Annotated in this window: 18 protein-coding genes, 4 tRNA genes and 1 riboswitch; of the genes, 16 read left to right on the top strand and 6 right to left on the bottom strand. The window is 39.0% G+C overall.

Going from position 1 to position 16,350, the window contains the following annotated elements:
* Positions 1–158 precede the first annotated feature (158 nt).
* Entirely contained in the window at positions 159–1,445 is a 1,287-nt protein-coding gene (gene hemA / locus IMO47_RS05415) for a glutamyl-tRNA reductase (RefSeq protein WP_196076096.1), read from the bottom strand.
* Positions 1,446–1,522: 77 nt separating this feature from the next.
* Between hemA and IMO47_RS05410 the strand changes: the two genes are divergently transcribed.
* From IMO47_RS05410 to panD, 11 genes are all read left to right on the top strand, one after another.
* The gene (locus tag IMO47_RS05410; RefSeq protein WP_196076095.1) at positions 1,523–3,235 is read left to right on the top strand and encodes a hypothetical protein; all 1,713 of its coding nucleotides are present in this window, start codon (positions 1,523–1,525) and stop codon (positions 3,233–3,235) included.
* 8 nt (positions 3,236–3,243) lie between these two features.
* A complete protein-coding gene (gene lolB / locus IMO47_RS05405) occupies positions 3,244–3,843 on the top strand; it encodes a lipoprotein insertase outer membrane protein LolB (protein ID WP_196076094.1) in 600 nt (199 codons plus the stop codon).
* Between the two features lie 25 nt (positions 3,844–3,868).
* Complete coding sequence (ispE, locus tag IMO47_RS05400; protein ID WP_196076093.1) at positions 3,869–4,696, top strand: 4-(cytidine 5'-diphospho)-2-C-methyl-D-erythritol kinase; 828 nt, start codon at positions 3,869–3,871, stop codon at positions 4,694–4,696.
* A 4-nt stretch (positions 4,697–4,700) separates the two neighbouring features.
* Positions 4,701–4,775 (top strand) — tRNA-Gln (locus IMO47_RS05395).
* Positions 4,776–4,806: 31 nt separating this feature from the next.
* Positions 4,807–4,881, top strand: a tRNA-Gln gene (locus IMO47_RS05390).
* Between the two features lie 19 nt (positions 4,882–4,900).
* Positions 4,901–4,975 (top strand) — tRNA-Gln (locus IMO47_RS05385).
* A gap of 90 nt (positions 4,976–5,065) precedes the next feature.
* Positions 5,066–5,140, top strand: a tRNA-Gln gene (locus tag IMO47_RS05380).
* A 36-nt stretch (positions 5,141–5,176) separates the two neighbouring features.
* Positions 5,177–6,130, top strand: a complete 954-nt coding sequence (locus tag IMO47_RS05375) for a ribose-phosphate pyrophosphokinase (protein ID WP_004828271.1) — start codon at positions 5,177–5,179, stop codon at positions 6,128–6,130.
* 97 nt (positions 6,131–6,227) lie between these two features.
* Complete coding sequence (rplY, locus tag IMO47_RS05370) at positions 6,228–6,524, top strand: 50S ribosomal protein L25 (RefSeq protein ID WP_151812193.1); 297 nt, start codon at positions 6,228–6,230, stop codon at positions 6,522–6,524.
* Positions 6,525–6,544: 20 nt separating this feature from the next.
* Complete coding sequence (gene pth, locus IMO47_RS05365; RefSeq protein WP_196076092.1) at positions 6,545–7,123, top strand: aminoacyl-tRNA hydrolase; 579 nt, start codon at positions 6,545–6,547, stop codon at positions 7,121–7,123.
* 154 nt (positions 7,124–7,277) lie between these two features.
* Positions 7,278–7,658, top strand: coding sequence for an aspartate 1-decarboxylase (gene panD, locus IMO47_RS05360; protein WP_004722504.1), 381 nt, complete (start codon positions 7,278–7,280; stop codon positions 7,656–7,658).
* 57 nt (positions 7,659–7,715) lie between these two features.
* On the opposite strand, the gene IMO47_RS05355 is transcribed toward panD, so the two are convergent.
* Positions 7,716–8,348 carry a GDYXXLXY domain-containing protein gene (locus IMO47_RS05355; protein WP_196076091.1) on the bottom strand — a complete coding sequence of 211 codons (633 nt, stop codon included), beginning with the start codon at positions 8,346–8,348 and terminating at the stop codon, positions 7,716–7,718.
* The gene (locus IMO47_RS05350; protein WP_196076090.1) at positions 8,345–10,174 is read right to left on the bottom strand and encodes a DUF2157 domain-containing protein; all 1,830 of its coding nucleotides are present in this window, start codon (positions 10,172–10,174) and stop codon (positions 8,345–8,347) included. The genes IMO47_RS05355 and IMO47_RS05350 overlap by 4 nt, the downstream gene beginning before the upstream one ends.
* A gap of 170 nt (positions 10,175–10,344) precedes the next feature.
* Positions 10,345–10,502, top strand: a riboswitch (FMN riboswitch).
* 108 nt (positions 10,503–10,610) lie between these two features.
* Between IMO47_RS05350 and ribB the strand changes: the two genes are divergently transcribed.
* A complete protein-coding gene (ribB, locus tag IMO47_RS05345; RefSeq protein WP_196076089.1) occupies positions 10,611–11,270 on the top strand; it encodes a 3,4-dihydroxy-2-butanone-4-phosphate synthase in 660 nt (219 codons plus the stop codon).
* Between the two features lie 105 nt (positions 11,271–11,375).
* Here ribB and IMO47_RS05340 read toward each other — a convergent pair whose 3' ends face one another.
* The gene (locus IMO47_RS05340) at positions 11,376–11,858 is read right to left on the bottom strand and encodes a DUF1289 domain-containing protein (RefSeq protein WP_196076088.1); all 483 of its coding nucleotides are present in this window, start codon (positions 11,856–11,858) and stop codon (positions 11,376–11,378) included.
* Positions 11,859–12,090: 232 nt separating this feature from the next.
* On the opposite strand from IMO47_RS05340, the gene IMO47_RS05335 reads away from it, so the two are divergent.
* The 4 genes from IMO47_RS05335 (at position 12,091) to IMO47_RS05320 (ending at position 15,360) form a co-directional block, all read left to right on the top strand.
* Positions 12,091–13,023, top strand: a complete 933-nt coding sequence (locus IMO47_RS05335) for a rhodanese-related sulfurtransferase (protein WP_196076087.1) — start codon at positions 12,091–12,093, stop codon at positions 13,021–13,023.
* Positions 13,024–13,262: 239 nt separating this feature from the next.
* On the top strand, positions 13,263–13,838 hold the full coding sequence (locus IMO47_RS05330) for a DedA family protein (RefSeq protein WP_196076116.1): 576 nt from the start codon (positions 13,263–13,265) through the stop codon (positions 13,836–13,838).
* A 411-nt stretch (positions 13,839–14,249) separates the two neighbouring features.
* Positions 14,250–14,858 carry a LysE family translocator gene (locus IMO47_RS05325; RefSeq protein WP_196076086.1) on the top strand — a complete coding sequence of 203 codons (609 nt, stop codon included), beginning with the start codon at positions 14,250–14,252 and terminating at the stop codon, positions 14,856–14,858.
* 232 nt (positions 14,859–15,090) lie between these two features.
* Positions 15,091–15,360, top strand: a complete 270-nt coding sequence (locus IMO47_RS05320; RefSeq protein ID WP_196076085.1) for a DUF4282 domain-containing protein — start codon at positions 15,091–15,093, stop codon at positions 15,358–15,360.
* A gap of 134 nt (positions 15,361–15,494) precedes the next feature.
* Here IMO47_RS05320 and IMO47_RS05315 read toward each other — a convergent pair whose 3' ends face one another.
* Positions 15,495–16,019, bottom strand: coding sequence for a YecA family protein (locus IMO47_RS05315; RefSeq protein ID WP_196076084.1), 525 nt, complete (start codon positions 16,017–16,019; stop codon positions 15,495–15,497).
* Between the two features lie 66 nt (positions 16,020–16,085).
* A complete protein-coding gene (locus tag IMO47_RS05310; RefSeq protein WP_004722524.1) occupies positions 16,086–16,292 on the bottom strand; it encodes a hypothetical protein in 207 nt (68 codons plus the stop codon).
* Between the last annotated feature and the right edge of the window lie 58 nt (positions 16,293–16,350).

Raw genomic sequence — 16,350 nt, 5'->3', positions numbered from 1 at the left:
AATGTCAAAACTATTCGAAAGCAAAGCTATGAGAAGGTCTGTTTTTCAGGACGCATAACAAAATAAGATATTGAAAAATTAATATTTTTTATAATTCAATCTTAAAATATGTCACCTTGATTCATTTAAAACACCGCATTCAACTGAATGAAATTTTTCTATTTTGCTTTAGGTTTTCGTTCTTGCTCAAAAATATCCTGAATATTTTCTTTCATCCATTCAAAATGAGATGGATCTTCATCCTGGGCTGCTTGACGCAGTAAAATCGAGGCAGGATGTAATAATTTTTGGGTCAGGCGGTGGGCAAAATCCTCTAATACATGCTGAGTATCTTCACCTGCTTGAATACGCTCCAAGGCATGTGCAAGTTCCGCTTGACGTTGCTCTTCACCATGCTCGCGGAATTGCTGAATGGTACTGCCCGCATCTTTGACTTTCTGATGCGTAACCAATTGAGTGACCAGTTGATTGACCATCACCTCAGCTTCAACGGCAGCCTGCCGACGTTGAGCTAGATTTTCATCAATCACACTCTGTAAATCATCCACCCCATAAAGATAAACACCATCCAGACTTTCAACTTTCGGATCTATATCACGGGGAACAGCTAAATCGACCATAAGCATTTGTTGATAACGTCGTTTTTTTAGTGCCGCTTTTACATCAGTATAAGCAATTACCTGATGTAAGCTCCCAGTACAACTTGAAATTACATCAGCACGATAAAGTTGAGTTGCAAGTTCATCAAAAGGAATGATTTCCACCTCAACACGATGTGCAATTTCTTGTGCTAGCTTTTCTGCACGTTCACGGCTTCGATTGCAAATGAGAATTTTTGCCACACCCATTTCAGCCAAGTGTTTAGCCACCAGGCTATTCATTTCACCTGCTGCAACCACCATCACCGTCAGTTTGTCAGGCTTGCTAAATACTTGTAAAGCAAGCTGTGCAACTGCATAGCCCATCGATACGGCATGACTTCCGACTGCCGTTTCAGAGCGCACACGTTTAGCTGCATAAAAGGCATATTCAAAAATCTGATTGAGATTCTGTGAAACGATTTCAGCATTTTTAGCGATTGACAATGCGGATTTGACCTGTCCCAAAATCTGAGGTTCACCCAACATCAAAGAATCCAAGCCACTGGCAACACGCATTAAATGTGAAACAGCATCTGTATTTTCATAACGATATACATGATTTGACAATTGCTTTACATCAATACCATTGGTTTGGGCAAGCCAATTTAATACCATATCGGCATTTTCAGCCATGGCGTAGACTTCAGTGCGGTTACATGTTGAGACCACCACCATATCATTTAAATTTTGGCTGTGGCTTTGCTGCGTCAGCAAATCTTTTAATCGTTCTGGATTAAAAGCAATCTGCTCACGAAGCTCAACAGAGGCAGTTTGATGGTTGACACCCAATGCAAAGAAAGACATATCAGATCATCATTTCGCTAAATTTATGCTATTGTGCAATAACGGTGTCATAAAAAGCATACTTGGATTCGGAAAAATTGCGTCAAATAAACAACCGCTTAAGCGGCATGACAATTAAGCAATATTCTACCACATTCTTACTGGTTGGTAGCATGGCTTCTAGTGCTCATATTAGAGCATCTGGAGAATTTTATCATGCAAAATATAATACAAATGCATTAAAACAAAGCATCATTGCTGAATTTTCACTGGCATATCATGATACAGCAACTGCTTTACACAATTATACGGTATTGGCAATTCGCAGTAATTCGACCACCATTAAACAACGTGCGCTCAATGTAGCGATTGAACAAAATGATTTAAAAGCAGCATTAGATATTGCAACGCATTGGGTTGTACAAGAACCTGAAGATGTTCCTGCTAAATTTTATTTGGCACATATTGCACTCAAATCACATGAGTATGAACTGGCTGCTGAAACGCTCGACAGTATTCTCACAATCGATCCAAATGCTGATTTAGAAAAAATTCTAGAAGGAATTGCTCCTGAGTCTGAAGTTGACCGTCAAAATCTACTCAGCACACTTCGAGCGAGCAAAGAAAAAAATAATCCTTCAGTGTTAATCTTAATTGCAGGTTTAGAAGCACAAAGTGATGAGATTGAACAAGCACTTAAGACAGTCAATAAAGCATTGAAAAAGCGTCCAAAAGTGACTGGTTTTATTCTCATGAAAGCCAACCTGCTCGAGGCATTAGGAGATCAAGAGGAAACCTTAAAATGGTACAATCGCAGCAGTCGCAAAAACAAATATAACTATGATATTCGACTCGCCGAAGTCAAATACCTGATTAAAACGCATCAACCTGAACTGGCATTGGATAAATTGGAAACCATTATTCAAACATGGCCCGATGCTGAGGAAGCTTTGTTTATTGCTGGCTTAACGGCAATTGATTTAAAAAAATTTGACCAGGCTGAACAGTACTTGGTTGAATTACGTTATTCGTCTCGCTATCAAAACGAAGCTTATTTTTATTTAGCGGTCAATGCTGAGCGTAAGCAGAATGACGAAACCGCAAAAGCCTATTATCGTTTAGTGGATGGAAATTTATATACGGTTTCACGTCGAAATCTTGTCTCGATTTTTGAAAGACAAAATAAAATGAATGATGCTCTGCGCTTTTTGACTCAGGAACGTGTAAATTATCCACAACATGCAAGTTTCTTGTATCAAGCACAAGCAGAAATTTTAAAACGTATGGGCAATAAAAAAGCAGCTTTGAGTTTGCTCAATGAAGCTGTCAAGAATCTACCCGACGACCCCGAAATTTTATACTCTGAAATTTTACTGCTAGACCCGTTTGAAAATCGCGATATTCTGGATAAAGCACTCAAACAATTATTGAGTTTAGAGCCCAATAATCCGGCTTATCTAAATGCTTATGCCTATACCCTGGCTCTGCAAAATCGACGTCTAGACGAGGCGCGACGCTATGCTGAACACGCACTGGAATATGCTCCTGATCAAGCATCTATTTTGGATACTCTGGGATATATTACCTTTTTGCAAAATGATTTTGATGCTGCCTCGAATATTCTCTCCAAGGCTTATAGTTTGAGTCATAGTATTAATATTGGCATCCGATATGCAAAGTCGTTGTATATGCAAGGTGCATTGCCGCAATTTAATGAAGTGTTACAACAACTCAAACAAAATCATCCAAATGATCCTCAATTAAATCAATTAGATTCATTAATATTACCGCAACATATTAAAAAGAGTTAATCGCCTATATGCGTCACATTCAGCAAATCATCTTTGCCCTTACTGCAACAGCAACACTCGCTTTTACAGGGTGTCAGCAAGTGGTTAAACCTGTTGTAACTACGCCTACACTGGAACCAACAGATGGTTCAACTCAAAAACCGTCGAATCAATTCAACCTTGAGGGAAAAATCGGTGTAAAAACCCCCAAGCAATCGGGTAGTGCATTCTATACGTGGGCGCAAAACGACCATGACTTCAATATCCAGCTAAATGGTATCTTGGGTCTTGGTAAAACTATTATTGAAGGCAAGTCCGGTGAAGTTACTTTAAATAGCGCCAAGACTGGCTTAATTTCAGCTGAAAGCCCTGAACAGCTTCTTGAAAAAGCCACAGGTTGGGTTGCCCCCATCACACATATCGTTGATTGGGTTCAAGGCTATCCTGCTACTGAAAATGCACAAGTCGCACGTGACTCAACTCAACGTATTTCTCAAATCGTTGAAGATGGTTGGACCGTGGATTTCAACTATAACAATCAGGCAACCTTACCCAACAAGCTGATTTTAAAGCAACAACTTGAATCAGGTCAGGAAAATCGTATTACAATGGTGATTCAAAACCGTTAAATCTCAACATCAGGCAATCAAATCTATGCTTCGTGTTCCCTCACCTGCAAAATTAAACCTGTTTTTGCATATTACTGGTCGCCGTGAAAACGGTTATCACGAGTTGCAGAGTATTTTTCAGCTCATTGATTTATATGACTGGCTGGAATTTAGCCAAACAGATTCTAATCAAATCGTAATTGAAGGATTGGAGCATGTAGATCTGGAACAAAACCTGATCTACAGAGCAGCACACATGCTACTTCCTCATGCAAAACACTCAAGTGGTTTGAATATTCGTATCGAAAAAAATATTCCCATGGGAGCTGGCTTAGGTGGAGGCTCATCAAATGCAGCAACAACACTGATCGTCTTAAACCAATTATGGCAGTGTGGGTTAAATACTGAACAGTTGGCAGCACTTGGCGTTAAATTGGGTGCAGATGTTCCTATCTTTGTGCATGGTCGTAATGCCTGGGCAGAAGGGATTGGTGAACACTTAACATTCATAGACTTAGATCAAAAACAATACATTGTGTTAAAACCTGACTGTTTTATCAGCACTCAACGACTTTTTTCACAAAAAACATTGACAAGAGATACGAAGCCTACTAAATTTTGCGCCTATCAGCTAAAGCCATCTGATTTCAGAAATAGCTTTGAGCCATTGGCAAGAAGTTTATATCCTGAAGTTGATGAAGCCATGCAGTATTTAGATCAGTTCGGTACAGCAAAGCTTACAGGTACAGGTGCTTGTGTTTTTGTTGAAGTCACTGAACAAATGAAGATTGATGATATTTTAAATCATTCACCCTGCAAAGCCTTTTTGGTGAACAGTTTGAATGAATCACCACTCACTCATTTTAAAGTGTAATGATAGGGGCGTCGCCAAGTGGTAAGGCACCGGGTTTTGATCTCGGCATCCGTTGGTTCGAATCCAGCCGCCCCTGCCATCATTTTCATCTGTATAGATCGTTGTATTTTAGGGGCGTCGCCAAGTGGTAAGGCACCGGGTTTTGATCTCGGCATCCGTTGGTTCGAATCCAGCCGCCCCTGCCATTAAATACAACATCGAATTAGGGGCGTCGCCAAGTGGTAAGGCACCGGGTTTTGATCTCGGCATCCGTTGGTTCGAATCCAGCCGCCCCTGCCATTTTCTCAAAAAAGACAGAACATGGTATTTGCATTTAATGTTGATTTACCTTGACAGAAACATGCAAAAACACTAAAATTCTGCCGCATTAGGGGCGTCGCCAAGTGGTAAGGCACCGGGTTTTGATCTCGGCATCCGTTGGTTCGAATCCAGCCGCCCCTGCCATCTAATTTCAAATCTGCCAACCGCCAAGGGTGCTTCATGCCCAATCTTGTCGTTTTTAGTGGAACTGCGCATCCACAATTCGCCCAAAAAGTCGTTAGCCACTTGCACATTCCTCTTGGAGCTGCTGCTGTAGGTAAATTTTCTGATGGTGAAATCACTGTCGAAATTACTGAAAATGTGCGTGGTAAAGACGTATTTATCGTACAACCCACTTGTGCCCCGACCAATGATAACCTGATGGAAATCTTAGTCATGGCTGATGCTCTGCGTCGTGCAAGTGCTGGTCGTATTACCGCTGTAATTCCTTACTTTGGTTATGCTCGTCAAGACCGTCGCCCACGTTCAACACGTGTTCCAATTACAGCAAAAGTTGTTGCAGATATGCTGACAACTGTTGGAATTGACCGCGTTGTCATGATCGACTTACATGCTGACCAAATCCAAGGCTTCTTTGATATCCCTGTAGATAACATCTACGGTACACCGGCATTGCTTGCTGACTTGCGTCAACAACAGCATCACAACCTAATGGTGGTTTCACCTGACGTTGGTGGTGTTGTACGTGCACGCGCTGTTGCAAAACAAATGGGTGATATCGACCTAGCTATCATTGATAAACGTCGTCAAAAAGCCAATGAATCACAAGTGATGCATTTGATTGGTGATGTACGTGATCGTGACTGTGTGATCGTGGATGACATGGTCGATACAGCTGGTACTTTGTGTAAAGCTGCCGATGCATTAAAAACTTTTGGTGCGCGTAAAGTGGTTGCTTATGCAACACACCCTGTACTTTCTGGTAAAGCACTTGAAAATTTAAGCAAATCTGTGATTGATGAATTGGTTGTTACTGACACAATTCCACTTTCAGAAGAAGCTTTAAAACTTGGTAAGATTCGCCAAGTTTCAGTGGCCAGCATGGTTGCTGAAACAATTCGTCGTATTAACAACGAAGAATCTATTAGCGCAATGTTTGATTCTTATCTATAATAGCGCAAAATTTTCAAAGCCCTGCCTCTAGGTGGGGCTTTCTATCACTGGACTGGTCGAAAGTTCAGTCAATTAAACTCAATGAGGAAATGTCATCATGGCAAACTTCGTATTAAATGCAGTAGCACGTGAAGAAGCAGTTCAAGGGAAAGGTTCGAGCCGCCGCCTTCGTCTTCAAAATAAAGTTCCAGCGATCATCTACGGTGGCGCTGCTGAACCTGTAGCAGTAACTTTAGAACTTCGTGAGCTTGTTAAAGCTTTAGAAAGCAATGCTTTCTTTGAAGAAGTTGTTGAAATCAACATTGATGGTAAAGTTGAAAGCGTTAAAATCCAAGCGTTACAACGTCACCCATCTAAAAACACGCCTATGCACGCTGACTTCAAACGCGCATAAGTGTTCAATGGTGCAAATGAGTGAGTAAACTTTCACTGATTGTTGGTTTGGGTAATCCAGGTTCTGAATATGCCCAAACCCGCCATAATGCAGGCTTTTGGTTCGTTGAACGCCTTGCAGACCAATATGGCATTACTTTAAAAACTGATTCAAAGTACAAAGGAATCAGTGGTCGTGGCAATATAGAAGGACAAGATGTTCGTCTGCTACTACCAACAACATATATGAACCTTTCTGGTCAAAGTGTTGTTCCTTTCGCAAAATTCTATCAAATCAAGCCAGAAGAAATTCTGATCGCCCATGACGAGCTGGATATGGATCCAGGTGTAATTCGTTTAAAAACGGGTGGTGGACATGGTGGACACAATGGTCTACGTGACATTGTCCCGCATATCGGTTCTAATTTTCATCGTCTGCGTATTGGTATTGGTCATCCTGGTGCTAAAGAAAAAGTTTCAGGACATGTTCTTGGTAAAGCACCAAGTAGTGAACAGACACTGATGGACGATGCAATACATCATGCTTTAGGCAGAACTAAATTACTGGTCAATGGTGAGATTCAGCAAGCTATGAATCAAATCAACGCCTATAAACCTTAATTTGACGCTAAATTTTATCTTTCTTGTTCAACAATTTTTCTTGCCATGATTCATTTTTAAGAGCAAAATGCGCTTTCAAATGTATCCCCCCTATTGAAAATTGTTGATTCACCGCAAGATAACAATCGTAAGGGCAACTCTGGAGACGCGCATCATGCTATCTCGTTTATTAAAAGCAAAAATCCATCGTTGTGTTGTAACACAAGCAGAATTACATTATGAAGGCTCTTGTGCAATCGACGGTATTTTATTGGATTTGGCGGGTATTCGTGAATATGAAGAAATTCATATGTGGAACGTGACCAATGGTAAACGTTTTACAACTTATGCGATTCGTGGAGAAGAAGGCTCAGGCATTATTTCGGTCAATGGTGGTGCTGCGCTTCAAGCGGATGTGGGTGATTTAATGATCATTGCAACCTTTGGTGACTTTACCAATGCTGAAGCAGATGCGCACAAACCACGGCTTGTTTATGCAAATCCAGATAATACAGTGAATCACACAGCAAACTGTATTCCTGTTCAAGTTGCTTAAGCAACAATAAAAACTTTAAAACCCGCAATCATGCGGGTTTTTTATTGCCTAATCTGCTTATAATGCTTTGTTGGTAGAACGCAATCCATCTCGCCAACGCTGTTTATTTTCACAGTCCAAATCTTGTAGTTGCTCTCCTTTTAGAGATGCAAGGATCGCATTCCCCTGCTTGTCAACTTTAAACTCTGCATAATGCGCAGCTTGATAACATTGTCCCAAACCTTCCGCAAATAAAAAGCTTTTAGAAGCCGGATATAATGACGTATATCGATTGTCTGGATTTTTTAATATCAACTTGAGAGTTGCCATATTTTCAGGAGGAGCAAAATAAGTATGAATCACTCGACGCTGCTGATCTAATACTACATACGTCAAAATCGAGGACTTATTTTTAATATGTTCATCATAATAACGCCCTGAAAATACCTGACTGATTGACTCGGTAGACTCTTTATCGATATTTGCAGCATCTAAGGGCTTACCAGTTGATAGCCTTGTATCCTGCGGAATCAAATAAAGCTGATAGTTAAGTGCCATATAATCCCCTTGAATAAATGAACGAGGATCTACAGGTTGCAAACGGACATAGATACTTTGGCTATTCTTTAAATGTTGTTCATTCTTAAAAATTATTCCCAGGAAAATAATGATACTGATACAAGCCAGACAAAGAGGAATGATTTTTTTCATACATTGACTCTCTCTTTTATTTGGAATTTATGCAGCACCCAAGTGAGTATCAATAAAAGTAGTCCTGAGCTAAAAATACTTAGACTCTTCACAAGGAAACTGACATTCAAGGCATAATAAATAAACCACAGGATCAGCACCAAAGTCACTAAAGCTAGACCATAGACAATCTTATCTCGCTGTGACAATGCCCACGAAAGGATGGCAATACAAATAAAAATTTCAAAATAACCATAAAATATCAATACCGCTGCAAAAGCCAATAATATCAATTGGGCAATCAAGCTAAATTGATTGCGCATCCGCAACAGCATAAATAAAGCCAACCATAAAATAGGTAAGCCCAAGTAGAGGATAGGAATATATTTGATTTGATCCAATTCATCTTGACCAAATAAAGTATAAAAACCCAAGGACGAGAGAATAATCAACAAATTAGCCAGTGCTAAACTTCGTTGATACTGACGGGGTTGAATACGATCTATCCAGATCATGACCAGATAAAACCCATAACTCAATAGGACCAGATATGAGAAATTTTCAACAAAACGATGTACGCCAAAGAAAGTACTGATGTCCCAAATCATCGCAATGCCAGACAGATACAAAGCAAATATCTGAATAAAAACAAAGAACCAATGTGTGCGGATAAAATAACTGAGCGCTAGCAGGATCAGTTGAATAAAGAAAATTGGGAAGAATAGATCCGTTAATTCAAATGTATGGAAAATCACAGCATTTTGCCCTGCAACCCATATACAATAAGCAAATTGTCTTAAAAACAAAGTCTGTTTTTTCATTAAAATAAAGGCAGCCAATAGCACAAAAACTGCGCCCATGATCAAGGAAAAATTACCCCAAAATGTCAGCATCAATGATGCCAATAAGACACCTGCAATCCATGCACCTACCGCAATAGGTATATTGTTAAATCTATTTTGAGGGATAAATTTAATCAACAGATAAGTAATCAGTGCAAACCAACTAAAAATCACCAGTGCGATTAAAAATAATCCAAGTACTTCAGACTCACGAAACAGACCCTCCATCCACTTAAAAATCACCAGTGTAAAAGTTATTCCAAGCCCTACTGCCGACAATACACTGCACAGCTGATCCCTTTTACGATAAAAATAAGTCAATGCAACAGAAAGTAGGAAAAATGATGAAAGCAAATATGCGATCTTAACTTTTAGCAGAGTAAAGACCATGGCTGTAGCGAATGCTAAACTGCCATCTGCATATAGAAATACCCCCATATGCCAAATTGAAAGAATGCCAAACCATAAAATAAACAGATAACGCAGCTTTTGATAATAACGAAGGCAAAGATAAAACTGAAATAATGAAAGTAGATTCAAACTGACTAAGAATATGACTGGATATTCATCTGCCCAAAATGTTTGTTTAAAAAATAAAAATAGGGTGAGTTGGCTGATAATACACATCAAGCTAAAAACACCGATATTAGGACGGTACAGCCATGGAAGTAATAAAATCGACCAGATTAAAAACAGTAGATAGCTATCCGCACCTGTTTGATAAATTTGACCAATGACAGCCAAACTTAACCCCAGCATTAAACCACTCATTGTATGTAAACACTGCACTAAATAATCATGCTGTGTCATAAAAAGGCTTGCTAAAGCACTCGATAACAATAAAACCTGAGGAATTGCCAACTGGAATGTGTGAGGCAACATCAACCAATTTGCTGCAGTCAAATATAAAATACTGACGGCGATAAGCGCAAATCCCACAATCTGTAAATGCTTAACAAAGTGATCATTTCGCCATGAATATAATTCTTGCTGAATATTAAGCAATGCACGCCCCTCTTATTTATTCTTTGTTGTTATGAATCACTATGACAATAAATAGGATGAAATGATGTATAAATTTGATTATTTTCTATAGCAACTATTGTTCTAAGTATAGTACTCATCATTCTAAAAAAAAGCATCCTTTTCAATAAAAACTGACTATAATAAATCTACATCGCTTCAGGGCGGGGTGTAATTCCCCACCGGTGGTAAATTGGACCGATTTTCAATCATGATCCAACAGCCCACGAGCGAATCACATTCAACAGTGGTTTGCAGATTTGGTGAAATACCAAAGCCGACGGTATAGTCCGGATGAAAGAAGACGACGTCACAGCTATAGATTTCAATACTTTGTATTGGAAATGCTTTTGTAACGCCACTATTTCACATGTCCTGAAATGTTCCACCGTATTTTTACTTTTACGAGAGCGTTTCAATGTCTAGTTTAATTCAACCTGAAATATTCTTTTCTGCTTTATCTCCTGCCGATCAACGTATAGCACAAGCTTTAGAAGATATGCGCCAAGGCAAACCTGTTTTGGTCATGGACGATTTTGATCGTGAAAATGAAGCTGATCTGATTGTTGCTGCTGAAACACTCAATGTCGAAACCATGGCGCGTATGATTCGTGATGGTTCCGGTATTGTCTGTTTGACACTCACTGATGAACTCGCAGACCATCTTGAATTACCGCCTATGGTGCAGGACAATTCAAGTCAATTTAAAACAGCGTTCACTGTGACCATTGAAGCTGCCCAAGGTGTTACAACAGGCGTTTCAGCAAAAGATCGCACCACCACAATTCATGCTGCGATTAAAACAGGAGCGGTAGCAAGTGATTTAAACCGTCCCGGTCATATTTTCCCATTACGTGGTCGCGATGGAGGTGTATTGACACGACGTGGTCATACTGAGGGTTCAATTGATTTGGCTCGTATGGCGGGTCTAAAACCGGCTGGCGTACTATGTGAAGTCACTAATCCGGATGGAACAATGGCTGCGGGAATTCAAGTGCTTGCTTATGCTCAGACACACCATTTGACTGTCATTACCATCGAGGAATTGGTTCAATACCGCCTCAAACATAATATTTAGAAATTTACTGACAATATAATTTGCATTTAAAAATCCCAATTCACATGATGGAATTGGGATTTTTTTATCGCTTTAATTTATTTTTAAAACATATAGCGTAAAGATCTAAACATCTTCCAAATGCAAAATACTTTGTCGAATACCATCTGCACGCAACCAGGCAAAATCATAGCTTGCTTTTGCCAAAGCCAACACACGGCGCTCAAACTCATCCCATAATGGCTTAACCTGCTTAGGCTGAATGCCTAAACCACTTTCCTCAGCCAGATGCTTATTTTTTTCACAAAGTTTTAAAGCATGATATAGCTTACGACCCTTTGAAGCCGAATCGAGTACACGAATGCGCTTAGCTTGAATAAAACCTTCTATATGCCTTAAATCCGCAAGCGGAAGCATTGGAACCAAAATCTGGTCTAACTGCGCATCTAAGCGTTTCCAAACCGCTAACCGTTGATCAGAATTATATGTATTCCATTGAATGACTTCGTGATTAAAGCGACGGCAACCACGACATACAGAATCACCAAATACCGTTGAGCAACGACCAGCGCATGGTGTTAAAGTTGGTATTCGACGCTCATTACTCAAAATATACTCCTTATATCCACAAAACTGCGCAGATTCCAGCATAAAACCATCATTCCGCAATACTATATATTGTATATAGTTTATTTTAAAGCACTAGATTTAGTATAAAAACCCATATTTTTCTCATGGAATAAAAAAGCACTACAAATACTAGGGTTTTCTCGCAAATTCCGGCAAATCACGTTAAAATAGCCGCCTTTAATTTTGTCCTATTTTATATTTGGAGTACTCCATGAACGCTACTGTAGAACAGCTTGCACCTGTAGAACAGCAAGCGACCTCTGGTTGGGTTGTTGCCGCACTTTATCAATTCAAAGAAGTTCAAGATCCTGCTGATCTTCAACAGCGTCTCTTAGAGTTGGTAAAAACAATCAACCTGTGTGGTACTCTTATTGTAGCGGATGAAGGAATCAACGGAACAGTTGCTGGTGACCGTCAAGCGATTGATACAATTCATCAATTCCTGTTAGATCAAGGTTTCAGCACGATGGAATACAAAGAATCCCATAGTGCCGAAAAACCGTTCCGTAAAATGAAAATTAAACTTAAAAAAGAAATTGTCACACTGGGTGTAGAAGTCAAGCCACGTGATCTAGTGGGTCACTATTTAGATCCTAAAGAATGGAATGAATTGATTGCTCGTGATGATGTCATTTTAATTGATACACGCAATGATTATGAATATAAGGCGGGTACATTCAAAGGTGCCATAGATCCAAAGACAGAGACTTTCCGAGAATTTCCAGACTACGTAAAAAAAGAGTTAGAACAGCATAAAGACAAAAAAATTGCGATGTTCTGTACCGGTGGAATTCGTTGTGAAAAATCGACTTCTTTGCTTTTACAAGAAGGTTTTAACGAGGTGTATCATCTTAAAGGCGGTATTTTAAAATATCTTGAAGAAACCCCTGCTGATGAAAGTATGTGGGAAGGTGAATGCTTCGTATTTGATGGTCGTACTGCTGTCACACATGGCATGCAAGAAGGTGAAAATATTAAATGTCATGCCTGCGGTTGGCCATTGATTCCGGAAGAAGCTGCTCTTCCAAGTTATGAACACGGTGTATCCTGTAAATACTGCATTGACAAAACATCTGAGAAGCAAAAAGAAGGTTTCCGAATGCGCCAATCTCAAATTGTTGCAGCAAAGCGCAAACGTCTTTAATTTTAGAACACTCCCCACAGAAAGCCGTAGTTAATCCACTGCGGCTTTTTTTGAAATATCTGTCGGATGTTGTATATCAGGTTTAAATTTATAAAAAAATTTCTATACGCTTTTTGATGATTTAATCAAAACAGTTTCAAGCACAACAAATCCCTACTATATTTTCTAAAATGTACACAATAGTATGTTTATAACTGCCTATTTTTATATATAAAATGACTGATTGGATTATTGCGATCATGGAGCAACTGGGTTACTTCGGTATTGCTCTGCTGATGTTTTTAGACAATGTTTTCCCCCCTATTCCCTCTGAAATTATTATGCCATCTGCAGGATTTACCGCATCTCAAGGACAGTTGCTCCTATCAGGTGTCATTATTGCAGGAAGTATGGGCTCACTTGTTGCAGCAGCCTTGTTATATTGGGTCGGGTATAAGATTCCCAATCGAAAAATTTTAGACTGGATAGATCGCTATGGAAAATATCTCTTTATCAAGACAGAAGACGTTAAAAAGGCTTTAGAATGGTTTGAGAAGTATGGTCACAATGTGGTCTTTTTTGGGCGGATGATTCCAGCTGTGCGCTCGTTGATTAGTATTCCGGCAGGTATGAGCCATATGCCCTTCTGGAAGTTTATGCTGTACAGCAGTCTGGGCACTGTCATCTGGACCAGTTTCCTTGCTGCAGTCGGCTATTACTTTGGAAACAATACTGCGTTGATGCAACAGATTTTCAGTCAGGTGAGCTATGTGATTATTTTCATTGTGGTAATTTTCATCATGTACTGGCTATATCGAAAACTTAAAAAGAGCTAAGTCAGTACAGTCAAGAATATCAAATCTGAAAATCTAGAGCGTATAAATGGATAAGCACGATGCTGACCGCCCACCCATTCCTTAGATCAAATCGGTACATTTCCTACTTTGCACTTATAAAATATATGAATTCAATTGCAAAATAATTTTCCACATGCCTTTCTAAAAAATGTTCAAACTCCTGCACCCCTTACTATCTTTAAAATGGCGATGATTTAATCACTTGATCTCAATCTTTACAGCCGCAACAAAGATAAATCTAGCAATTGGCAAATAAACTTGAAGAAATTCAACCACTCTTATATTTATTCCAAAAACTCATAGATAGTCAAAAATTATTGTTGATTTATTCCAAATCAAATATATGAAAAATATACACAATAATTTATTTTCTAAAAAAGGAATACATGAGTGAATGAAATGATTGCCGTCATCTTAATCACTTGTTTGGCTGTTATTAGCCCAGGTGCTGACTTTGCCATAGTGACGCGCAACAGTTATTTATATGGTCGTAAAATTGGATTAAGTACGGCGCTGGGAATTGCAGGCGGTGTCTGGATTCATGTGGCATACAGTCTACTGGGACTCGGTTTTTTAAAAAATCATATGCCTTATCTCTTGCAAATGATTCAATATATTGGTGCAGGGTATTTGATTTATCTGGGATACAAAACCTTCACCCAAAACAAAGTACAGTTGGATGAAAATGGTGTAGGCATCACTGCTTGGCAGGCATTTCGACATGGTTTTTTAACCAATAGTCTGAACCCCAAAACGACCCTGTTTGTCGTCAGTTTATTTGCACAACTGATGACCACAGCGGGTAACTCCACGCTGAAATTAGTATCCTATGGCGCCTTCATTTCAATCAGCCATTTCATTTGGTTCGCACTTATTGCCCTATTTTGCGCTCACCCTACAATCCGCAATAAAATTTTAGATCATGAAATTATCATCAATCAGATTATTGGGATTCTATTATTCATTTTAGGTTGCAGCTTACTTTTCGCGAAGTTCTAAATTTCGAAAAAAACATTCTGATATCATGATTTTTGAGAGAAATTAGTATCTTTTAAATAACTCAAAAATCATTTGTATGTGAACAATTGAAACCGGGAGGAAATTCAACCTGTTTTATTTGCAAGATTGATTATGTAATAAATCTCATTTAATATCAAAAGTGCAAATTTTAATCATTTACAAACCAATGCACATACAACATTGAATGAAGAATATAACAGGTACTTAATATATGAATAATTTATTCACCCTCAACGACATGCTTACCCCTAAAATTGTCACGGTATTATATTGGCTCGGATTGATTGGTGTCGTGATCGCTGCTTTGACGACACTGTTTGGTTTTGGCTATGGCGCATATTCAGGATTTTTTAGCCGTTTGATTTCAGCAGTACTGATTATTGTATTTGGTGGTCTGGCCGTGCGGGTTTACTCTGAATTGCTGATTGTGATTTTTAAAATTCATGAAAATTTAAAGAAAATTGCAGATCGACAACCGTGACATAAAAAATATGGTGTAAATACGCAGATATAGTTCAAATTTATATCCTTCAATATGATCATATCCGTGTGTTATAGGCAAAACAAAAAAAGCCTGCTTTCTCTGGAGAAAGCAGGCTTTTTTATCTGAGTCGATTAACTTGGTGTATGATACATCAAGTAAATCTCATTGAGGTTTTCTGGAATTTCTTCAGCAATTTCATCCATCAACTGTCCATTACGGCGGAATGACTCCATTTGAGGATCTTCATCATCAACACCACTAAATACCATCATCGGCAGTGTTAAATCTACAATTTGCTCTTCATATTCTGGTGCAAACCAAGCATCTTCATTCAGGAACATTGCGTCTACAAAACCTACGCTCCAGTCCCCTAAACTAGACTCTACGTCTGCTTCTTCAATTTCAAAAGGAAACTCAATTCCTTCTTCGTTGGCCAAGTTCTGACGAATCGCTTCAAGCCATGCTTTGATTTGTGCAATAATTTCAGCTGGCACTTTCTTTTGATTGTTATCAAACAACTCATCTAGCCATTGATCAAAACGAGGTCCAACTGCAGTTGCGCACAAGAAACCGTGAGTCGCTGCGAAATCTAGACCAAATTCGTTTTGGTCACCATCTAGATAATCGCTCAGCAGGTCTAAATCTAAAGCACTCATTTTGTTTCCAATAAACTTTGATCAGATTTAAGCATAGCATTTTCCAAGCCTATGCCCAATGAATTTTTAATCTTCATCATCAAAATCGTCGTCATCATCAATGTCATAATCAAAATCTTTTAGATCTTTTTCCAAACGACGCTGTGCAAGTAAATCATCGATCAAACGTCGCTTTTCTAAAGATTCTTTGGCGCTAATTTTGCTTGATGACTCATCAAAACTAACATCATCATCACCGTAGTTATCATCTAGTTCAAAATCTGTAGAAGACACTAAAACTACCTCATAATGAAAAAAAGTGAATGGGTCTAGGCGCTATTTATCTGTCTTC

Origin of the sequence: Acinetobacter sp. Res13-Abat-PEC15-P4-01 (assembly GCF_015676285.1) — a bacterium.
GTDB lineage: Bacteria > Pseudomonadota > Gammaproteobacteria > Pseudomonadales > Moraxellaceae > Acinetobacter > Acinetobacter nematophilus.
Note: the sequence above shows the minus strand (reverse complement) of the source record. Positions and strands in the feature narration are given on the sequence as shown.

What these genes read in the sequence shown, in the direction of transcription:
- ribB (WP_196076089.1), top strand. Translation starts at nt 10,611, where the DNA reads ATGTCTAGTTTAATTCAACCTGAAATATTCTTTTCTGCTTTATCTCCT.
- IMO47_RS05375 (WP_004828271.1), top strand. Translation starts at nt 5,177, where the DNA reads ATGCCCAATCTTGTCGTTTTTAGTGGAACTGCGCATCCACAATTCGCC.
- panD (WP_004722504.1), top strand. Translation starts at nt 7,278, where the DNA reads ATGCTATCTCGTTTATTAAAAGCAAAAATCCATCGTTGTGTTGTAACA.
- hemA (WP_196076096.1), bottom strand. Translation starts at nt 1,445, where the DNA reads ATGTCTTTCTTTGCATTGGGTGTCAACCATCAAACTGCCTCTGTTGAG.
- rplY (WP_151812193.1), top strand. Translation starts at nt 6,228, where the DNA reads ATGGCAAACTTCGTATTAAATGCAGTAGCACGTGAAGAAGCAGTTCAA.
- lolB (WP_196076094.1), top strand. Translation starts at nt 3,244, where the DNA reads ATGCGTCACATTCAGCAAATCATCTTTGCCCTTACTGCAACAGCAACA.
- ispE (WP_196076093.1), top strand. Translation starts at nt 3,869, where the DNA reads ATGCTTCGTGTTCCCTCACCTGCAAAATTAAACCTGTTTTTGCATATT.
- IMO47_RS05320 (WP_196076085.1), top strand. Translation starts at nt 15,091, where the DNA reads ATGAATAATTTATTCACCCTCAACGACATGCTTACCCCTAAAATTGTC.
- IMO47_RS05315 (WP_196076084.1), bottom strand. Translation starts at nt 16,019, where the DNA reads ATGAGTGCTTTAGATTTAGACCTGCTGAGCGATTATCTAGATGGTGAC.
- IMO47_RS05330 (WP_196076116.1), top strand. Translation starts at nt 13,263, where the DNA reads ATGGAGCAACTGGGTTACTTCGGTATTGCTCTGCTGATGTTTTTAGAC.
- IMO47_RS05335 (WP_196076087.1), top strand. Translation starts at nt 12,091, where the DNA reads ATGAACGCTACTGTAGAACAGCTTGCACCTGTAGAACAGCAAGCGACC.
- IMO47_RS05355 (WP_196076091.1), bottom strand. Translation starts at nt 8,348, where the DNA reads ATGAAAAAAATCATTCCTCTTTGTCTGGCTTGTATCAGTATCATTATT.